Origin of the sequence: Frigoribacterium sp. CFBP 13729 (assembly GCF_014841875.1) — a bacterium.
GTDB lineage: Bacteria > Actinomycetota > Actinomycetes > Actinomycetales > Microbacteriaceae > Frigoribacterium.
In genome coordinates this window covers 160,914-179,838 of record NZ_JACYUR010000001.1, presented here as the reverse complement: position 1 = coordinate 179,838, position 18,925 = coordinate 160,914, and the positions used below count along the sequence as shown (strand labels likewise).

The 18,925-nt window shown below is 72.9% G+C and carries 21 protein-coding genes; 8 read left to right on the top strand and 13 right to left on the bottom strand.

The features are described from left to right. Positions 1-26: 26 nt before the first annotated feature. Positions 27-716 carry a 1-acyl-sn-glycerol-3-phosphate acyltransferase gene (locus IFT77_RS00760; protein WP_123545549.1) on the bottom strand — a complete coding sequence of 230 codons (690 nt, stop codon included), beginning with the start codon at positions 714-716 and terminating at the stop codon, positions 27-29. 30 nt (positions 717-746) lie between these two features. Continuing rightward, on the bottom strand, positions 747-1,697 hold the full coding sequence (locus IFT77_RS00755; RefSeq protein ID WP_123545547.1) for an ROK family glucokinase: 951 nt from the start codon (positions 1,695-1,697) through the stop codon (positions 747-749). A gap of 121 nt (positions 1,698-1,818) precedes the next feature. Here IFT77_RS00755 and IFT77_RS00750 point away from each other — a divergent pair, with 121 nt between their 5' ends. Then, complete coding sequence (locus tag IFT77_RS00750) at positions 1,819-3,672, top strand: AMP-dependent synthetase/ligase (protein WP_192041578.1); 1,854 nt, start codon at positions 1,819-1,821, stop codon at positions 3,670-3,672. Positions 3,673-3,726: 54 nt separating this feature from the next. On the opposite strand, the gene def is transcribed toward IFT77_RS00750, so the two are convergent. Next, entirely contained in the window at positions 3,727-4,224 is a 498-nt protein-coding gene (gene def, locus IFT77_RS00745; RefSeq protein ID WP_133737430.1) for a peptide deformylase, read from the bottom strand. A gap of 131 nt (positions 4,225-4,355) precedes the next feature. Between def and IFT77_RS00740 the strand changes: the two genes are divergently transcribed. Continuing rightward, the gene (locus IFT77_RS00740) at positions 4,356-5,168 is read left to right on the top strand and encodes a ParA family protein (protein ID WP_123545543.1); all 813 of its coding nucleotides are present in this window, start codon (positions 4,356-4,358) and stop codon (positions 5,166-5,168) included. Positions 5,169-5,400: 232 nt separating this feature from the next. On the opposite strand, the gene IFT77_RS00735 is transcribed toward IFT77_RS00740, so the two are convergent. The 3 genes from IFT77_RS00735 to IFT77_RS00725 all read right to left on the bottom strand — a co-directional run bounded on the left by IFT77_RS00735 (position 5,401) and on the right by IFT77_RS00725 (position 7,338). Next, positions 5,401-5,949 carry a MerR family transcriptional regulator gene (locus IFT77_RS00735; RefSeq protein WP_123545541.1) on the bottom strand — a complete coding sequence of 183 codons (549 nt, stop codon included), beginning with the start codon at positions 5,947-5,949 and terminating at the stop codon, positions 5,401-5,403. Between the two features lie 154 nt (positions 5,950-6,103). Then, positions 6,104-6,802 (bottom strand): MerR family transcriptional regulator, encoded by a 699-nt coding sequence (locus IFT77_RS00730; RefSeq protein WP_192041577.1) that lies wholly within the window; start codon positions 6,800-6,802, stop codon positions 6,104-6,106. Beyond that, a complete protein-coding gene (locus IFT77_RS00725) occupies positions 6,802-7,338 on the bottom strand; it encodes an FHA domain-containing protein (protein ID WP_192041576.1) in 537 nt (178 codons plus the stop codon). Before IFT77_RS00725 ends, IFT77_RS00730 begins: the two co-directional genes overlap by 1 nt. A gap of 235 nt (positions 7,339-7,573) precedes the next feature. Between IFT77_RS00725 and IFT77_RS00720 the strand changes: the two genes are divergently transcribed. Continuing rightward, the gene (locus tag IFT77_RS00720; protein WP_192169007.1) at positions 7,574-9,037 is read left to right on the top strand and encodes a S1C family serine protease; all 1,464 of its coding nucleotides are present in this window, start codon (positions 7,574-7,576) and stop codon (positions 9,035-9,037) included. A gap of 56 nt (positions 9,038-9,093) precedes the next feature. Here the strand turns inward: IFT77_RS00720 and IFT77_RS00715 are convergent, their stop codons facing one another. From IFT77_RS00715 to IFT77_RS00700, 4 genes are all read right to left on the bottom strand, one after another. Then, a complete protein-coding gene (locus IFT77_RS00715; RefSeq protein WP_192169006.1) occupies positions 9,094-9,990 on the bottom strand; it encodes an NUDIX domain-containing protein in 897 nt (298 codons plus the stop codon). Further along, a complete protein-coding gene (locus IFT77_RS00710) occupies positions 9,987-10,274 on the bottom strand; it encodes a hypothetical protein (RefSeq protein WP_192169005.1) in 288 nt (95 codons plus the stop codon). The genes IFT77_RS00715 and IFT77_RS00710 overlap by 4 nt, the downstream gene beginning before the upstream one ends. A gap of 171 nt (positions 10,275-10,445) precedes the next feature. Continuing rightward, on the bottom strand, positions 10,446-10,832 hold the full coding sequence (locus IFT77_RS00705; protein WP_192041572.1) for a VOC family protein: 387 nt from the start codon (positions 10,830-10,832) through the stop codon (positions 10,446-10,448). Between the two features lie 79 nt (positions 10,833-10,911). Beyond that, complete coding sequence (locus IFT77_RS00700) at positions 10,912-11,868, bottom strand: DnaJ domain-containing protein (protein WP_192041571.1); 957 nt, start codon at positions 11,866-11,868, stop codon at positions 10,912-10,914. A 121-nt stretch (positions 11,869-11,989) separates the two neighbouring features. Between IFT77_RS00700 and IFT77_RS00695 the strand changes: the two genes are divergently transcribed. Continuing rightward, a complete protein-coding gene (locus IFT77_RS00695) occupies positions 11,990-13,135 on the top strand; it encodes a glycerol dehydrogenase (protein WP_192041570.1) in 1,146 nt (381 codons plus the stop codon). A 63-nt stretch (positions 13,136-13,198) separates the two neighbouring features. Here the strand turns inward: IFT77_RS00695 and IFT77_RS00690 are convergent, their stop codons facing one another. Beyond that, positions 13,199-13,606, bottom strand: coding sequence for a PGPGW domain-containing protein (locus IFT77_RS00690; RefSeq protein ID WP_192041569.1), 408 nt, complete (start codon positions 13,604-13,606; stop codon positions 13,199-13,201). A gap of 176 nt (positions 13,607-13,782) precedes the next feature. On the opposite strand from IFT77_RS00690, the gene IFT77_RS00685 reads away from it, so the two are divergent. After that, positions 13,783-14,658, top strand: a complete 876-nt coding sequence (locus tag IFT77_RS00685; protein WP_192169004.1) for an aldo/keto reductase — start codon at positions 13,783-13,785, stop codon at positions 14,656-14,658. Positions 14,659-14,703: 45 nt separating this feature from the next. Here IFT77_RS00685 and IFT77_RS00680 read toward each other — a convergent pair whose 3' ends face one another. Further along, positions 14,704-15,210: a hypothetical protein gene (locus tag IFT77_RS00680; RefSeq protein ID WP_192169003.1), complete on the bottom strand. Its 507-nt coding sequence runs from the start codon at positions 15,208-15,210 to the stop codon at positions 14,704-14,706. 152 nt (positions 15,211-15,362) lie between these two features. Between IFT77_RS00680 and IFT77_RS00675 the strand changes: the two genes are divergently transcribed. From IFT77_RS00675 to manD, 3 genes are read left to right on the top strand one after another with little or no spacing between them, the layout of a single operon-like run. Beyond that, entirely contained in the window at positions 15,363-16,217 is an 855-nt protein-coding gene (locus tag IFT77_RS00675; protein WP_192169002.1) for an aldo/keto reductase, read from the top strand. 1 nt (position 16,218) lies between these two features. After that, positions 16,219-17,103 (top strand): EI24 domain-containing protein, encoded by an 885-nt coding sequence (locus IFT77_RS00670; RefSeq protein WP_197980375.1) that lies wholly within the window; start codon positions 16,219-16,221, stop codon positions 17,101-17,103. Then, entirely contained in the window at positions 17,063-18,301 is a 1,239-nt protein-coding gene (gene manD / locus IFT77_RS00665; RefSeq protein ID WP_192169001.1) for a D-mannonate dehydratase ManD, read from the top strand. The genes IFT77_RS00670 and manD overlap by 41 nt, the downstream gene beginning before the upstream one ends. A gap of 84 nt (positions 18,302-18,385) precedes the next feature. Here manD and IFT77_RS00660 read toward each other — a convergent pair whose 3' ends face one another. Further along, positions 18,386-18,868, bottom strand: coding sequence for a VOC family protein (locus tag IFT77_RS00660; RefSeq protein ID WP_192169000.1), 483 nt, complete (start codon positions 18,866-18,868; stop codon positions 18,386-18,388). Positions 18,869-18,925 lie beyond the last annotated feature (57 nt).

Sequence of the window (18,925 nt, the reverse complement as noted above, 5' to 3'; positions counted from 1 at the left end):
GGACCGATCGATCCCGGCGGTCGAGCCTACCGCGCGGAGGCGACGCGCTTCTCCTTGACCGACGAGGCGTAGACGTCGGCGTACTCCTGGCCGCTCAGGGCGCCGAGCTCGTACATGATCTCGTCGGTGATGGACCGGAGGATGAACCGGTCGCCCTCCATGCCCTCGAACCGGCTGAAGTCGAGGGGCTCGCCGAAGACGATGCCGACCCGGCGGATCTTGGGGATCTTGGTGCCGGTCTTCATGACCTTCTCGGTGTCGATCATGGCGACCGGCACGACGGGCACGTGCCCCTCGAGGATCATGCGCGCGACGCCCGTCCGGCCGCGGTAGAGCTTGCCGTCGGGGCTGCGGGTGCCCTCGGGGTAGATGCCCAGCTGCTCACCGCGGCCCAGGACCGACAGGCCCGTCGCGAGCGACGCCTCCGAGGCCTTGCCGCCCGATCGGTCGATGGACAGCTGGCCGGTGGCGGTGAAGAAGAGTCGCATGGCCCAGCCCTTGAGGCCCGACCCCGTGAAGTAGTCGCTCTTGGCCAGGAACGAGATGCGGCGCTCGAGGGCGAGCGGCAGGAAGATCGAGTCGACGAACGACAGGTGGTTGCTGGCGAAGATGACGGCGCCGGACGCCGGGACGTTCTCGAGCCCGCGGACCCACGGACGGAACACCGTGAGCATGAGGGGGCTCGCCACCATCGTCTTCAAGAACCAGTAGAGCATCGGGGCCCCTCCCTCGTCGGCGGTCGGAGTCTAGCGAGTGGACGCGTGCAGCCGGGCCAGGTCGGCGGCGCCCACGACGCCCGCGTCGTTGACCAGCTCGGCGATGACGAAGTCGGGCTCCGGGTGGAACCCGCGGGCCGGCAGGTGCTCGTGGAACGCCTTGCGGACGGGGGCGAGGAGGAGCTCGCCCGACTGCGCGACTCCCCCGCCGAAGACGAACACCTGCGGGTCGAGGATGGCGGCGAGCGAGGCCGCGGCCTGGCCGAGCCAGGTGCCCAGCTGGCGGAGGGCCTCGAGGGCACCCGCGTCGCCCGCCTGCATCAGCGCGGCCACGTCGTGGCCCGTGAGCTCGCCCTTCTCGGCACGCACCGCCGCCAGCGCCGACCCGACGCCGCCGAGGTCGGCCACCTCGCCCGCCATGCGCAGCAGGGCACGTCCGGAGCCGTACTGCTCGATGCAGCCGCGGGCACCGCAGCCACAGGGCAGGCCGTCGGGGACGATGCGCATGTGGCCGAGCTCGCCGCCGGTGCCGAAGCCGCCGCGGAGCAGGCGGTCCTGGGCGACGACGGCGCCGCCGACGCCCGTGCCGATGGTGAGCATGGTCATGTCGCTCGCGAGGCGGCCGGCGCCGAACCGGAACTCGGCCCAGCCCGCGGCGTTCGCGTCGTTGTCGATGGTGATGTGCAGGTCGAGCTGCTCGGACAGCCGGGCCCTGAGCGGCTCGTTCCGCCACGGGATGTTCGGCGTGTAGTACACGACCGACTGCGAGGCGTCGATGAAGCCGGGGGCCGCGACCCCTGCGGCGACGACGTCGGGGTGACGCGCCTGGAGGCCCTTCACCATCGCGACGACGGCGTCGACGATCGCACCGGCGTCGCCGGCGGGGGTCGGGACTCGCTCCTCGGCGACGATCTCGCCCAGCTCGGTGACGACGCCGCCCGCGATCTTCGTCCCGCCGATGTCAATGCCTATTGCCTGCACGAGCGACGAGTCTATCCTCGGGCCGTCTCCTGTCGTTCCACGACGCCCGCAGGTCGTCCCGGGACGGACGGAGGGGGCCCCGCTAAGCTCGTCGGACCCTGCCGGTGCCGAAGGAGCTGCCGTGAACGAACACACCGTCCCCCTCGTGGTCCCTGCCGACCCGACCGCCAACGCGACAGACCTGCTCGTGGAGCGGGCGGCGGCGACGCCGAACGAGCCGTTGTTCTCCGTGCCCGACGGTACGGGAGGCTGGACCGACGTCACCGCCGCCGAGTTCGCCGCCCGGGTGCGCGAGGTCGCCAAGGGCCTCATCGCCGCCGGCATCCAGCCCGGCGACGTGGTGGGCCTGATGAGCCGCACCCGCTACGAGTGGACGCTCGTCGACTTCGCGGTCTGGTTCGCCGGCGCGCTGCTCGTGCCCGTCTACGAGACGTCGTCGCCGAGCCAGGTGCACTGGAACCTCAGCGACTCGGGCGCCGTGGCCGTGATCGTCGAGACGCCGGACCACTTCGCCCGCTTCGACGAGGTGCACCCCGAGCTGCCGGACGTCGCCCACGTCTGGCAGATCGACCTCGGCGACCTCGAGAAGCTGGCCCGCTCCGGGCGGGGCGTGCCGGACGACGAGCTCGAGCGCCGCCGCACGCTGGCGAACGGGGACGACCTCGCGACCATCATCTACACGTCGGGCACCACGGGCCGCCCCAAGGGCTGCATGCTGACGCACGCCAACTTCGTCGAGACCAGCCGCAACGCCGCGGTGGCCATGGGCGACGTCGTGGCACCGGGCTCGTCGACCCTGCTGTTCATCACGACGGCCCACGTCTTCGCCCGCTTCATCGCGGTGATGTCGGTGCACGCCGGGGTCAAGGTGGGCCACCAGGCCGACACCAAGCAGCTCCTGCCGTCGCTCGCCTCCTTCCGCCCCTCGTTCCTGCTCGCGGTGCCGCGGGTGTTCGAGAAGGTCTACAACTCCGCCGAGCAGAAGGCCGAGGCCTCGGGCAAGGGCGGCATCTTCCGTCAGGCCGTCGCGGTGGCCATCGCGCACTCCAAGGCCCTCGACGAGGGGACGGTGCCCGTCGGCCTGCGCCTGCGCTTCGCCCTCTTCGACCGGCTCGTGTACCGCAAGCTGAAGAAGGCGATGGGCGGGAACATCCGCTACGCCGTCTCGGGCTCGGCCCCGCTCGGCACCCGCCTCGGACACTTCTTCCGCAGCCTCGACATCCGCATCCTCGAGGGCTACGGCCTGACCGAGACCACGGCTCCGGCCTCGGTGAACCTCGTGTCGCGGTTCAAGATCGGCACCGTCGGACCGGCGCTCCCGGGTGTCTCGCTGCGGATCGACGACGACGGCGAGGTGCTGGTCAAGGGCGAGAACGTCTTCGCGGGCTACTGGAGGAACGAGGAGGAGACGGCCGCGGTCATGCAGGACGGCTGGTTCCGCACCGGCGACCTCGGCAGCCTCGACTCTGACGGCTACCTCACCATCACGGGTCGGAAGAAGGAGATCATCGTCACCGCCGGGGGCAAGAACGTCGCCCCCGCCGTGCTCGAGGACCCGATCCGCGCGAACCCCCTCGTCGCCCAGGTCGTCGTGGTGGGCGACCAGCGCCCGTTCATCTCGGCGCTCGTCACCCTCGACACCGAGATGCTGCCGGTCTGGCTCAACAACGCGGGAGAGGCCGCGGACATGCCGCTCGCGGAGGCTGCCGAGCACCCCGCCGTGCTGGCCGAGGTGCAGAGGGCGGTCGACCTCGCGAACGAGGCGGTCTCCCGGGCGGAGTCGATCCGCAAGTTCGTCGTGCTGCCGATCGAGCTGACCGAGGCCAGCGGGCACCTGACGCCGAAGATGAGCGTCAAGCGCGCCGTCGTCGTCGAGGACTTCGCCGGCCAGATCGCCGACCTCTACTCCGTCTACCCCAACACGGAGTCGGTCAGGACCGTCTCGTCCGCGGACAAGCCGGGGCCGACCGCCTGACCGCGCGCGGCACCCGTGCCGGCGGCGCCGCGGGCGCCGCCGGTCGAGGTCCGGTCAGGCCCGCCACCAGTCGCTGGCCCGGATCTGCCGCAGGGCGTCGCGGCGGGTCTCGGTCTCGAGGGTCATGACGTAGAGGGTGCCGGCGAGGTGGTCCGTCTCGTGCTGGAGCGCCTGCGCCATGAGCCCGTCGCCCTCGAGCACGACCGGCTCGCCGTCGAGGTCGATGCCCTCGACGCGGGCCCGCGACCAGCGCGGGGTCGGGAACCAGAAGCCCGGCACGGAGAGGCAGCCCTCCTCCACCAGCTCCTTCTCGCCCGAGAGTTCCGTGATCTCAGGGTTCAGGACGTAGCCGACCTCGCCGTCGACGTTGTAGCTGAAGGCCCGGAGGCCGACGCCGATCTGGGGAGCGGCCACGCCCGCACGACCGGGCTCGCGCACGGTGTCGAGGAGGTCGTCGACTAGCGAGGCCAGTCGGGCGTCGCCCACGCGGACAGGGTCGGAGGGCGACCGGAGCACCGGGTCGCCGAAGAGTCGGATGGGGCGGACGCTCACGACGAGCACCTCCTGGGGAAGGAACGGGGACGGGGCTCGGAGCCACCGGAGACGAGGGAGCCTGCCGGGATCGCCCGTCGGGCGACGTGGCGTGCAGGTGCTTCAAGAATAGTGACGGTATCGTCGTCGTCGTGCATGTACTCAGCGTCAGTTCTCTCAAAGGCGGCGTCGGCAAGACGACCGTGACGCTCGGACTCACGTCGGCGGCCTTCGCCAAGGGCCTCCGGACCCTGGTGGTCGACCTCGACCCGCAGTCCGACGTCTCGACCGGCCTCGACATCACCGTCGCGGGGCACCTCAACGTCGCCGACGTCCTCGCGTCGCCGAAGGAGAAGACGGTCCGGGCCGCCATCGCCCCCAGCGGCTGGACCAAGGGCCGCACGGGCAAGATCGACGTCATGATCGGCAGCCCCTCGGCCATCAACTTCGACGGCCCGCACCCGTCGATCCGCGACATCTGGAAGCTCGAGGAGGCGCTCGCCAACGTCGAGGCCGACTACGACCTCGTCCTCATCGACTGCGCTCCCTCCCTGAACGCCCTGACGCGCACCGCCTGGGCCGCCTCCGACCGCGTCACCGTGGTCACCGAGCCCGGTCTCTTCAGCGTCGCCGCGGCGGACCGTGCCCTGCGGGCGATCGAGGAGATCCGCCGCGGCCTCTCCCCTCGGCTCCAGCCCCTCGGCATCATCGTCAACCGTGCTCGCGTCCAGTCGATCGAGCACCAGTTCCGCATCAAGGAGCTCCGCGACATGTTCGGGCCCCTCGTCCTGAGCCCGCAGCTGCCCGAGCGGACCTCGCTGCAGCAGGCGCAGGGCGCCGCGAAGCCCCTGCACGTCTGGCCCGGCGAGAGCGCGCAGGAGATGGCCCGAAACTTCGACCAGCTGCTCGAGCGCATCATGCGCACGGCGAAGATCGGCGACTACGCCGAACCCGCCGCGCGCTGAGACCGGTCGCCCCTCCGCACGCCGGTCGAGGCACGCCCGCAGGCGCACGTCCCCTGGCGTGCAACCGCCGGCACACGTCTACGGGGCCCCGCGCCCTGCCGTGTCGCTGCGGAGGACGGGACGAGCCACGTGGGCAGGAGACGAGAAGCCACCGCTCGCGGGCGCCGAGACCCCAGGACGCTGCGCCTGGTGAGTCCCGAGCAGCGCTCGACCGGACGCTGACCGTGGCAGGTCAGCTGGCGCGGTCGCCTCGACGGGCGGCCAGCTCGTCGGAGGGATCGGCCGCGGGGGTGCTGTCGAGCTCGACGAGGCTCGTCTCGACCTCGCGGAGGACCTTGCCGACAGCGATGCCGAAGACGCCCTGACCGCGGCTCACGAGGTCGATGACCTCGTCGTCGGACGTGCAGAGGTAGACGCTGGCGCCGTCGCTCATGAGCGTGGTCTGCGCCAGGTCGCTGACCCCCGCCTCCCTCAGCTGGTTCACGGCGGTACGGATCTGCTGGAGCGAGATGCCGGTGTCGAGCAGGCGCTTCACGAGCTTGAGCACGAGGATGTCGCGGAAGCCGTAGAGCCGCTGCGAGCCCGAGCCGGCGGCGCTGCGGATGGTGGGCTCGACGAGGCCGGTCCGGGCCCAGTAGTCGAGCTGGCGGTAGCTGATGCCGGCGGCGCGAGCCGCGACGGTGCCGCGGTAGCCGCTGTCGGCGTCGAGCTCGGGCATGCCGTCCGTGAAGAGCAGGCCCCGCTCGTAGCGGGATCCCTCAGGGGAACCTGACTCGTTCATGCAGTTGCCTTCCACGTCGCGATCTGACCCGAAACATTCAACACCGGGTTGATGGTTCGACCTGGTCCCACGGTACCCACATCGGGTGCTCGTCGAGGCGACATCCGCGTCGAGGAGTCGGCGTGTCGAGGATATTCGTCGACGGCGCCGACGTCTACGTGTCGAGGCGGTCGAGGGCGGAGCGGATGAGGGAGGTGCGGACCACCTCGAGCTGCCCGGCGAGCTCTCGGGAGAGCTCGGCGACCCGTGCCCGACCGGCAGGGTCGCGACGCCGAGCGACCGACGCGAGCGCGCTCTCGATGAGGCTGAGCTCTCGTTCGGCGGCTGCACGGAAGCTCCGCAGGTGACGGGGCTCGATGCCCGAGCGACCGAGCTCGACCAGGGCGACGAGCACGGCGAGGGGCTCGTCTCCGTACGTCTCGGACGGCGAGATCAGGGACGACGCGATCGCGTCGTCGAGCAGGGCCGAGGAGGCGCCCGACTCGCGGAGCAGGTCGGCTCGGGAGAACCGGCGCACGGTGGAGAGCATCGAGACGGGAGCGGAGCCCGTCGGAAGGGTGGAGGGTCGACCCGCATCGAGGTCGTCGAGGTGCTGACGGATGACCTTGAGGGGCAGGTAGTGGTCGCGCTGCAGCCCGAGGATGAACCGCAGGCGCTCGACGTCGGCGGACGAGAACTTGCGGTAGCCCGACGCGGTGCGCACGGGCGTGACCAGTTGGCGTTCTTCGAGGAACCGGAGTTTGCTGTTGCTCAGGTCGGGGAACTCGGGCTTGAGACGCGCCAGGACCTGCCCGATCGTCAACAGGTCTGCCGACCCGGTCGGCGACGACCGGGCGGCGGCGGAGCCGGGCACTACTGGAGGGCCAGGGTGGCCAGGTCGACGCGCGAGGCGTAGAAGGTGAGGCGGAACTTGCCGACCTGCACCTCGGCGCCGTCGCTGAGCAGGGCCTCGTCGATGCGGACGCCGTCGAAGTACGTTCCGTTGAGCGAGCCGAGGTCGTTGACCGTGAACGTCGTGCCCGACCGACGGAACTCGGCGTGCTTGCGGCTGACCGTGACGTCGTCGAGGAAGATGCCCGCGTCGGGGTGCCGGCCGGCCACCGTGACGTCGGAGTCGAGGAGGAACCGGGCACCGATGTTCGGGCCCCGTCGGACGACGAGGAGAGCGGAGCCGGAGGGGAGCGCGGCGACCGCCTCGCCCTCGTCGGACGTGGCACCCCCCTGGAGCGCGGCGAGCTGCGCCTGGTACTCCTCGTTGAAGCTGAGGGTGGTGTCGACCTCGCGGGAGGACCCGGGGACGCCCTGCGCGGGGGTGTGTGCCGTGTGCGCGCCGGAGCTGCCCTCGTCGGGGCGGTGCTCGTCGGGCACGTGGTGAACGGGCTCTGCCATCGTGGACCTCCTTCGGGTGACCAGCGTATCGGATCGGCGGCACCGGACGACAACGCTTTTCGGGGCGGACCGCCCGGGGACGGACGATCGTCCGCCGAAGGGAGGACACGGCCCAGGGCTGTCGGCGGTCCCTCCGAGAACTCACGACCACCTCCTCGGCGGTTCATAGGGAATCCATCGGCGGACCTCGTTCCATGGTCCTCATCACCTCGACCACCGCCCCAGGAGGCACCCCATGAACGACCGCGAGAGCGACGCCGACCGCACCGCTGACCAGCCGACGCCCGCGACGACGCCGACGCCGAACACGAGCTCGACCCCGACCCCGAGCGCGACGGACCGGGCTCCGGCAGAGGCCCGCACGCTCCCCCACGTGACGGGCTCCTCGGACGCACGCTTCGTGTCCGCCGCCGCGGAGGACCCGGCCGCGACGCAGGGCGGCACGGCCGCGTCCGGCCCGACCCTCCCCTCGGCCTTCGGTCCCCGCCCCTCCCGTCGCCGCCGCCCCGCCCGCTGGGCCCTCGTGACCGGCGCCGCCGCCGTCCTCGTTCTCGGCGTCGGCGGGGCGAGCGTGGGCGCCTGGTCGCTCGGCCACTCCGTCGGCCTCGCCGCCGCGGAGGCACGCCAGCAGACCTACCAGCTCTCGCCCCAGCAGCTGCCCTCGCAGGGCTCGCCGTTCGGCAGGTCGGAGGGGTCGTCCTCGGGGGGCCAGCTGCTCCCCGGCCAGGCTCAGGGCGGCACGGGCAGCACCGGCGGCACGGGCGCCTCCGAGTCGTCCGCCACGGCGGCGACCGCGGACGAGACGAAGGGCGTCGTGACGATCGTCAGCACCCTGAACTACGACTCGTCGTACGAGTCGGCCGGCACCGGGATGGTCATGACGGCGGACGGGCTGGTGCTCACGAACAACCACGTGGTGCAGGGCGCGACGAGCATCGAGGTCACCGACGAGACGACCGGGCAGACCTACACCGCGAAGGTCGTCGGCACCGACGCCACGAACGACGTCGCCGTGCTGCAGCTCGAGGACGCGAGCGGGCTGACGCCCGTGGACTTCGACGCCTCGGGCGACGTGGCCACCGGCGACGCCGTGCACTCGACGGGCAACGCCGGCGGCACCGGGGACCTGGTGACGGCCGAGGGCACGGTGCTCGCGACCGACCAGGCGATCTCCGTCGCCAGCGAGACGGGCAGCGGCACGGAGTCGCTGTCGGGCCTGATCGAGCTGCAGTCGGACGTCGTCTCGGGCGACTCCGGCGGGCCGCTGCGCGACGCCGACGGCGAGGTCGTCGGGATCGTGACCGCCGCCTCCTCGGGCGCCGATCCGATCACCGGCTACGCCATCCCGATCTCGCACGCGCTGTCGATCGCGAAGCAGATCGTCGCGGGTCAGGGCAGCTCGACGATCCAGATCGGGCTCCCCGCGTTCCTCGGCGCCCAGATCTCGGGCACGGCGACGGGCACCGGGGCAGGCGTCGCGATCGCCGGCACCGTCGAGGGCAGCGCCGCGGAGTCGGCCGGCCTCGTCGCGGGCGACACCGTCACCGCGCTCGACGGCACCGCCGTGGCGGACGCCTCGGCCCTGACCGCGGCCGTCCAGGCGCACGACGCCGGCGACCAGGTGCAGCTGACCTGGACCGACGCGACCGGCACGAGCCACACCGCGACGGTGACCCTCGGCGAGGGCCCCGCAGCCTGACCCCCGATACGCGCGAAGGCCCTTCCTCCCGGTCCGGAGGGAGGGCCTCCGTGCCGTCAGCCGAGCAGGTCGAGGAGGCGCCGGGGACCGACGACGGCGCCGCCCGCGGCCCGCACACGGTCGGCCAGGCCACGATCGGCCGTCACCACGACGACCCGGGGCGTCGCTCCAGAGCCGACGGCAGCGGCCACGCGCTGCTCGACCTCGACGACGATCGCGTCGTCGCCCTCGCCAGGTGCGCGACGCACCGTGAGCCCGTCGACGTCGGGGGCTCGGCGGGCCTCGCCCTCGAGCACGACCGTCGTCGTCGGCCACCAGGACGTGGCGGCGCCGGGGCCCTCGGGCGGGGCGTCCGACAGGAGCCGGGCGGGGAGGCCGACCGCGAGCGCGTCGGCCAGGGACCCGAGGAGGCGGGCGGCGCCTCCTGCGCGGTCCCGCCACCAGCCGTCGGGCCGCGACCCTACGACGTTCGCCCCGTCGACGACCAGGTGCACGTCGTCGTCGAGCTGGGCGCGGAGGCCGGGCCAGGACGCCGCGAGCCCCGGGTGCAGCGGGAGGACGTCGAGCTCGGCTCGAGGGACCCAGCGCAGCTCGAGGCTCTCGGCGTCGGAGATGACGGGGTCGAAGTCGCGCGTGACGGCCGCGACGACGGTGGTGTACGACCAGAAGCCGAGGTCGAGGACCGACTCGGACCGCAGTCGCAGGGCGTCGGCGGGGACGGCGGCCTCCTCGCCTGCCTCGCGGAGGGCTCCGGCCACGGCGGTCTCGTCGAAGTCGCGCGCGCCCCCGGGCAGGCCCCAGGTGCCGCCGAAGTGGCTCCACTCGACGCGGTGCTGGAGGAGGACGCGGTCGGCGGCGTCGACGGCGAGCAGGCCGGCAGCCCCGGCGCGGCCCCAGAACCGTCGGCCGTCGGGGCTCTCGACCCAGCCGTCGGCGGGCCCGTGGACGGTCACGAGCGCTGGGACAGGACGACGAGGCCCGCCACCGTGCCGAGCACCGCCAGGGCCCCGAGCACGAGGCCGACGATCGCGAGGACGAGCCCCGAGCGCAGCGGACCGCGAGAGCGCAGCGCCCGGCTGCGTCGGAGGCCGAGCACGCCGTAGACGAGGGCGCCGAGGGAGAAGACCACGTTGAGGGCCGGGATGGGCACCGCGAAGGCCAGCACGCCCGCCGCGACGGACAGGAACGCCGCGATCGGTCGGTCGGCGGCGGGGCGGGGTTCGGCGTCGCGCGTCATCGCTGGTGCTCCTCGGGTCGGTGCCCCAAGGTTACCGGCCGCCGCTCCGAGGACGACGTGACACCCAACCGGCGGGCCGGGGACTCCGAACGAGGACAGGGGGCTGGCCCGGAACCCGATGTCGGGCCAGCCCTCCGCTCGTGCTGCTGCCGCCTCGGCCCGCGTCTGCCGTCACTGCTGCTGGACGGAGAAGACGTTCCCTGCGGGGTCGTGGAACCAGGCGATGTCGGGGCCGTGGCCCGAGGCGCGCCCGCGGACGACCTGGTCCTCGCCCGCCCAGGGCCCGCCCGGGTCGGGCCTCAGCCCGCGCTCGGCGAGGCCGGCCAGGGCGACGTCGAGGTCGTCGACGACGAGGTTGAGGACGGTGAAGCCTGCGGGCCGGTGGTCGTCCTTGCCGTAGACGAGGACCCTCCCGGCGCTGCCGGGCAGCTCGACCTGCAGCATCGTGCCGTCCATGAGGGGCGTGACGGCCAGTCCGAGCACCTCGCCCCAGAACTCGGCCGCCGCCGGGACGTCGTCGACGCTGAAGCCGCTGTAGGCGCTGACGGGCTCGAACACGGGGACCTCCTGGATCGGGACACCAGTGTGCGCCTCGGGACGTGCCCCGGGAAGGGCGCGCCCCGAGGCGGTTCCCGGTTCACACGAAGCGGACGGCCTGCTGGAGGCGCTCCCGGATCTCGAAGACGTCGGAGAGCGCCGTCCGGTCGCCCAGCTCGGGACCGTGCCGCAGCACCTGGGCGAGGAGCGAGCGCCGGAGCACCCACGTGCTGCCCCGTCGACCCCGCCCGACCTGCTCGAGCGCCGTGGGCAGGTCGTCGTCGGGCACGACGATCAGCTGGTGGGTGAACGACACCCGGGTCTCGCGCCGGACGGCGCGGGCCTGCCTCGTCACGTCGCGGACCGGCTGCTCGTCGAGGGGGATGCCCGGGCCGACGAGGTCGCCCTTGGACACGGTGACCTCGCTCCCCCAGTCGGACGACTGCACGGCGAAGAGGCCCGAGGGGCCGAGCACTATGTGGTCGAGCTTGCCGTCGGGGCCGGCGTCGACGTCGCTCCAGATGGTGAAGCCGATGCCGAGCCCGGTGACGATCGCGACCGTCGCCTCCTCGGCGAGGGCGTCGGCGAGCACGTGCCGGATCTCCGGGGGCGCGGTCCGCACGAGGGCCTCGTCGTAGGGGTCGTCGAGGGGGACGCCGCGGCCGACCCACTCGCGCATCAGCGACAGGTATCGCTCCCGGTTGGCGCCGCCGGGATGGCCGTGCACCCGGGCCCGTGGCCGGGAGTCGGTGCGCTGGGGGTCACGGGGCGGCGGGGCCCAGCCGGGCGCGGGGGCGCCGGAGGAGGACGACGCCGAGCCCGAGCGGCCAGACGTCGACGACGACGGGCGCCGACGGTCGTACGCGGCCCGCGCCTCCGGCGTCCCGACCGCCTCCCACGCCAGCTGCAGGTCGCGGAAGGCCGAGGCGCTGCCGCCGAGGTCGGGGTGCGTCTCGCGGGCGAGGCGTCGGTAGGCACGTCGCAGGTCGTCGTCGGACGCCGTGGAGGGGACGCCGAGCACCTCGTAGGCGGTGGCGGAGGCAGGACTGGGCGTCACCCCGCAACGATATCGGGCCGCGGCTGGGCGGCGCGTCGGCGTCGGTGTCGGCGTCCACCGGACACGGAGCCGCTCCGCCTACCGTGCACGACACACGTTCCGCAACGAGAGGAAGACCCGCATGCCCGTTCCCGTCCGCACCGTCATGAGCCCCGCCCGCTACGTCCAGGGCAAGGACGCGATCACCCGCCTCGGGGAGTTCGTCGCGCCGATCGGGAGCCGCCCCCTCGTCGTCGCGGACGACGTCGTCTGGGGCCTGGTCGAGGAGGCGGTGGGCACGAGCTTCGCCGCCGAGTCGCTGCGCGTCGAGCGCGTCCCGTTCGGCAGGTTCGCGACGCCGGCCGCGATCGACGAGCTGGCGGAGTCGATCCGGTCGTCGGACGCGGACGTCGTCGTGGCGATCGGCGGCGGCAGCGCCATCGACGCCGCCAAGGCCGCCGGCCACGCCACGGGCATCCGCTGGGTGAGCGTGCCCACCGTCGCCTCGACCGACGCGCCGACCTCGGCGCTCGCCGTCGTCTACACGGACGAGGGCGAGTTCATCGAGTACCGGTTCTTCCCGCGGAACCCCGACCTCGTGCTGATCGACACGCAGCTCGTCGCGAACGCCCCCGTGCAGTTCCTGGTGGCGGGGATCGGCGACGCGCTCGCCACCTGGATCGAGGCCCGCGCGTCGGCGAAGGCCGCCGCGACCACGATGGCCGGCGGACTCGCGACCCAGGCGGGCACCGCCCTGGCCGAGCTGTCGTGGCGCATCATCCACGAGAACGCCTTCTCCGCCCTCGACGCCGTCCGCGACGGGATCGTCACGCCGGCGCTCGAGTCGCTCGTCGAGGCGAACACGCTGCTCTCCGGCCTCGGCTTCGAGTCGGGCGGCCTCGCCGCCGCGCACGCGATCCACAACGGCCTGACCGCCGCCCCGCAGACGCACGGCCTGACCCACGGCCAGAAGGTCAACATCGGCTCGCTGACCCAGCTCGTGCTCGAGGGGGCACCCCGTGCCGAGATCGAGGACTTCGTCGAGTTCACGACCCGGGTGGGCCTGCCGAACACGCTCACCGAGATCGGCCTGAGCACGGACGACACCGAGGAGCTCGAGGCGGTGGCTGCGGCCGCCACCGTCGAGTCGGAGACCATCCACTCGATGCCGTTCCCGGTGACTGCCGCCGACGTGGTCGCGGCCCTCACCTCGATCGAGCGCCTGTCCCGGTCGATCCGGGCCGACAAGGGCCTGCCCGAGCCGGTGAAGTACGAGGCCGCGCACTAGCGACAGCTCCTGCACCGTAGAGGGCCCGTCCATGATCGGACGGGCCCTCTGCGGTGCAGGTGGTCAGGCGCGCGCGGCGGCCCGGTTCGCTCGCCAGGCTCGCCAGCGCAGCCGGAGGCGGTGGGCGAGCCGTCGCACGGCCTGCGTGACGCGGTGTGCGGCCGGGAACTCGGTGCCGAGGACGGCGACCCCCACGAACACGATCAACCAGCCGGGACCGGGCAGCGGGACGAGCACGAGGCCGACGGCGATCACGACGACGCCCACCAGCGCCACCCCGACCTTGTAGGCGACGCGGAGGCGGGGGTAGCCGTCGAGCTTCTCTCGCCCGGCACGCCACCGAGCTCGTGCCCGGGCAGCCCGGCCGAGTCCCTGCTCGGGGGCGCCCGGAGGCGTCGCACCACGGGGAGCACCGTCGTCGTGCGGGCCGGCGGCGGGCCGGGACGGGGCCACGGCGGTCTCGGAGGTCATGCGGAGAAACTAGGCGGCTCCCCTGGCAGACCCCGCCGTGCCCCCTGCCAGGCACCTGGGCGCCGCCCGTTCCTGGGAACGGGGAGGCCGGGCGGGCGTAGCCAGGACGCAGGGTCCTCGCGTGCGGGGACCGCCACGATCACGAGCGCCGCACCGCTGCGGCACGAGGAGGACCCATGAAGACGAGGACCATCGGAGACGTCACCGTGAGCGCGATCGGCCTGGGCGGCATGCCCCTGTCGATCGAGGGACGGCCGGACGAGAAGCAGGCGATCGCCACGATCCACGCCGCTCTCGAGCAGGGCATCACCCTGATCGACACCGCCGACGCCTACCACCAGCCCGGCACCCACGAGATCGGGCACAACGAGTCGTTGATCGCTCGGGCGCTCGAGAGCTTCCACGGCGACACCTCGGACGTGCTCGTCGCGACGAAGGGCGGCCACCTCCGACCGGAGGCAGGAGCCTGGGCACAGAACGGCGACCCGGCCTACCTGAAGGAGGCGGCGCGCGCGTCCGCACAGCGCCTCGGCGTCGAGACCATCGGTCTCTACCAGTTCCACCGGCCCGACCCGGCCGTGCCGTACGCCGACTCGGTGGGCGCCCTGGCGGAGCTGCTCGACGAGGGAGTCATCAGGATGGCCGGCATCTCCAACGCGACCGTCGACCAGATCCGCGAGGCGAACGGCGTCCTCGACGGGCGCCTGGTCTCCGTGCAGAACCAGTACTCCCCCGCGTTCCGCTCGAGCACCGAGGAGCTCGTGCTGTGCGACGAGATGGGCATCGCGTTCCTGCCGTGGAGCCCGCTGGGCGGCATCACGAACGCCGCCGACCTCGGCACGAAGCACGCCGTCTTCGCCGAGATCGCCAACGCGCGCCGGATCTCGCCCCAGGTGTTGACCCTCGCGTGGGAGCTGCACGCGTCCGAGCTGGTCATCCCCATCCCCGGGTCCACTCGTCCGCAGACGATCATGAACTCAGCCACCGCCGCGACGATCAAGCTGTCCGCCGACGAGGTGCAGCGGCTCGACGCAGCCGCCGACGCCGCGTGAGCTGACGGACGCCTCCGGGCGACGGCACGGGCGGGCCGGCGACGGTCAGTGGTACGGATTCCGCATCGGGATCAGCTGCGGGCCCTCGCCCGGAACGTCGAACCCTTCGGGAAGGTCGCTCGCCGTGACCTGTCCCGGCAGCCGCGGTGCCGGGTCGAACCCGCCCGGCGTGCGGCGCACCTGGCCGCGGAGGCTCAGCGGGCCGCGTCGGAGCCTCTCGTCGAGTCCCCTCGACCAGGTGGCCACGGCCAGGTCGTCGAGGGGCGTCTCGCCTTCGCGCTGCCACACGAGCACGACCGAGCGGGCCCGCACGTCGTTCGCCTGGTCGCGGACGACGCGCTCGAGGGAGGCGACGTCGCGGCCGTAGGGCAGCCGGGGCAGGCCCCGCAGCCGGATCATGTTCGCGCAAGGGTACTCGCCGCGGTCGAAGAACGCGACGTAGACGAGGTCCTCGTCGCAGGGCTCGTCGCAGACGACGCTCGCCCACTGCGCGAGGGCGGACTCGGAGGAGCTGGCGGGCAGGGGCGGGACGGTGCGCTCTGAGGTGGTCATGGGGACCACCGTGCCGGAGCGGGCGTACCGGCTCGACCCGCGCCTCCTCGACTGTGGACGGCGCCGCGAGCCCTCGGCTCTGGGGAGGGATCACGCCCCCTGGTTTCGTGGAGGGCGGGCCGTGGGATCGGTCGCCCGGGCACACTGGGGCGATGGCTGCTCACGAGAACCCCCGCGTCACGTTCCCCGACGGACGCACCGCCCCCGCCCTCGGGCTCGGCACCTGGGAGCTCGGAGACGATCCCCGTCGACGCGACGCCGAGCTGGCGGCCCTCCGCGAAGGGCTCGACCTCGGCATGACGCTGGTCGACACGGCGGAGATGTACGGGCGCGGCGCCTCCGAGCGACTCGTCGCCCAGGCGATCTCAGGTCGGCGCGACGAGGTGTTCCTCGTGAGCAAGGTGCTTCCCTCGAACGCGAGCCGCCGCGGCACGGTCGACGCGTGCCACGCCAGCCTCGCCCGCCTCGGCACCGACCGGCTCGACCTCTACCTGCTGCACTGGCGCGGCGGCCACCCGCTCGAGGACACGGTGGAGGCGATGGAGGCGCTGGTCGCCGAGGGCGCGATCGGCGGCTGGGGCGTCAGCAACTTCGACGTCGACGACCTCGACGACCTCGCCAGGGCGACCGACGGGTCGTCGGTGCCCCAGACCGACCAGGTGCTCTACAACCTGGCCCGCCGGGGGCCGGAGCACGACCTGCTGCCGCGCCTGCGCGAGTCGGGGACGCCGCTCATGGCGTACTCGCCCGTCGACCACGGCGAGCTCCTCGACCACCCGGTCGTCGCCTCCGTCGCTGCCGACCTCGGCGTGACGCCCGCCCAGCTCGCGATCGCCTGGGTGCTGCGGCTCGCACCCGACGTGCTGCTCGCCGTCAAGGCCGGCAGCGTCGACCACGTGCGCGAGGACGCCGCGGCCCTTGCCGTCGACCTCGACGACCAGGCGTTCGTGCAGCTCGAGCGCGCGTTCCCGGCCCCGATCGGGCCCGTGCCGCTCGAGGTGCGCTGAGGTGTCGGCAGTCCGCGAGTTCGGCTCGGGCGTCGCGGTGCTCGGCCGAGGGCTGCGGCTCTGGGGCACGTCGCCGCGGCTGATGCTGCTCGGGGCCGTGCCCGCCCTGATCGTCGGCGCCGTCTTCGTCGCCCTGCTCGTGCTCGTGAACGGGCACGCCGACGACCTGGCCGTCCTGGCGACGCCGTTCGCCGACCAGTGGCCGGAGTGGAGCCGCGTGCTCGTCCGGGTCGGCGTCGGCGTCGCGGTCTCGCTGCTGGCCGTGCTGCTCGCCGTGGTCACCTTCACCGCGGTGACGCTGCTCGTCGGCGATCCGTTCTACGAGCGCATCTGGCGGCACGTCGAGCAGCGCGAGGGCGACGCCCCGGCCGACGTCGACCAGGGGTTCTGGCGCGGCGTGCTGCGGAGCGTCGGCGACTCCGTCCGCCTGCTGCTGGCCACCGCGGCCGTCGGGGTCTGCCTGTTCGTCGGCGGCTTCGTCCCGGTCGTCGGGCAGACCCTCGTGCCCGTGCTCGGCGCGCTGACCGGCGGGTGGTTCCTCGCCGTCGAGCTCACCGGGTTCGCCCTCGACGCGCGCGGACGGTCGCTGCGACAGCGACGGGCGGCACTGGCGGCGAACCGCTGGCGGACCCTGGGCTTCGGCACGGCGACCTGGCTGTCGTTCTTCGTGCCCCTCGGGGCCGTCGTCGTGATGCCTGCTGCGGTCGCCGGCGCGACCCTGCTGGCGCGCGACGCCGCGGGCGCGCAGGACGCCGCGGGCGCGCAGGACGCCCTGGCGCGTGACGCCCAGGTGCGACAGGGTGGTGAGGAGGCGCTGCCGCCACCATCCAGTCGAAGGAGACCGAATGAAGATCGACAAGGCCGAGGTCGTCGTCACCAGCCCTGACCGCAACTTCGTCACGCTGAAGCTGACCACCGACGACGGGGTCACCGGGCTCGGCGACGCCACCCTGAACGGCCGCGAGCTCGCGGTCGTCGCCTACCTCAGCGAGCACGTCGTGCCGCTGCTGATCGGCCGCGACCCCGGCCGCATCGAGGACACCTGGCAGTTCCTCTACCGCAGCGCCTACTGGCGCCGCGGCCCCGTCACCATGGCCGCCATCGCCGCCGTCGACGTCGCCCTCTGGGACATCAAGGCGAAGGTCGCCGGCATGCCGCTCTACCAGCTGCTCGGCGGCGCCTCCCGCACCGGCCTGCTCACCTACGGCCACGCCTCCGGCAAGGACCTGGACGAGCTCTTCGACAGCGTGCGCGACCACCAGGAGCAGGGCTACAAGGCCATCCGCGTGCAGACCGGCGTGCCCGGGCTGAAGTCGATCTACGGCATCGCCTCGAACGCCACCTTCGACGCCAACACGGGCGTGCGCTACGACCACGAGCCCGCCCAGCGCGGCGCCCTGCCGAACGAGGAGGACTGGGACACCCGCTCGTACCTGCGGCACGTGCCGACCGTCTTCGAGGCCGTGCGGAACGAGTTCGGGCCCGAGATCCCGCTGCTGCACGACGGTCACCACCGCATGACGCCGATCCAGGCGGCCTCGCTCGGCAAGAGCCTGGAGCCCTACGACCTGTTCTGGCTCGAGGACGTCACCCCGGCCGAGAACCCGGAGGCGCTGCGGCTCGTCCGCCAGCACACGACGACGCCCCTGGCGATCGGCGAGATCTTCAACACGGTCTGGGACTACCAGCAGATCGTCCGCGAGCAGCTGATCGACTACGTCCGGAGCACCGTCACCCACACCGGCGGGATCACGCACCTGCGCAAGGTGCTCGACTACGCGGCGCAGTACCAGATCAAGTCGGGCATGCACGGGCCGACCGACATCTCGCCCGTCGGCATGGCCGCCGCGATGCACCTCGGCCTCGCGATCCACAACTTCGGCATCCAGGAGTACATGAAGCACGGCGAGAAGACCGACTCCGTCTTCCGGCAGAGCTTCACCTTCGTCGACGGGATGCTGCACCCCGGCGAGCAGCCGGGCATCGGGGTCGAGCTCGATGTCGACGAGGCCGGCAAGTACCCCTACGAGCAGGCCTACCTGCCCTACAACCGCCTCGCCGACGGGACGGTGCACGACTGGTGAGCTGAGGAGGCGCTCGAGAGGCCTCGGATCGACCTCGCGCCACGGCTGCGGATCGATCCGGGGCCTCTCGTCGCGGCAGGCAGGTCAGTCGCCGCGGTAGGCGGCCTCGAGGTCGGCGACGACCAGGCGGCCCATGCCCATCATCGCCTCCATGGCGCGGGAGGCGCCGGCCGGGTCGGGCCCGCCGACCGTCCGCTGCATCGCGCTCGGCACGACCTGCCACCAGAAGCCCCAGCGGTCGCGGACCCAGCCGCACCGCCCCTCCTGGCCGCCGTCGGAGGCGAGGGCGTCCCAGATCCGGTCCAGCTCCTCCTGGTCGTCGACCGGCACCGAGAGCGAGACGGCCTCGTTGGGGACGAACCCGGGGCCGCCGTTCAGGCCCTGGAAGCCCTGGCCGTCGAGGTCGAACTCGACGACGAGCGCCTGGCCGGCCAGGGCCGGGTCGGGGAAGTCGTCGGGGTACCGGGACACGTGGCTGATGTGGGAGACCGGGAACAGCGAGACGTAGAACGTCGCGGCCGCCTCGGCCTCGCCGTCGAACCACAGGACTGGGGTGATGCGGGGCACGGGGCGCCTCCTCGGCTCGGTCGCGCCGACGACGGTGTCGGTGCGTGCGGCAGACGC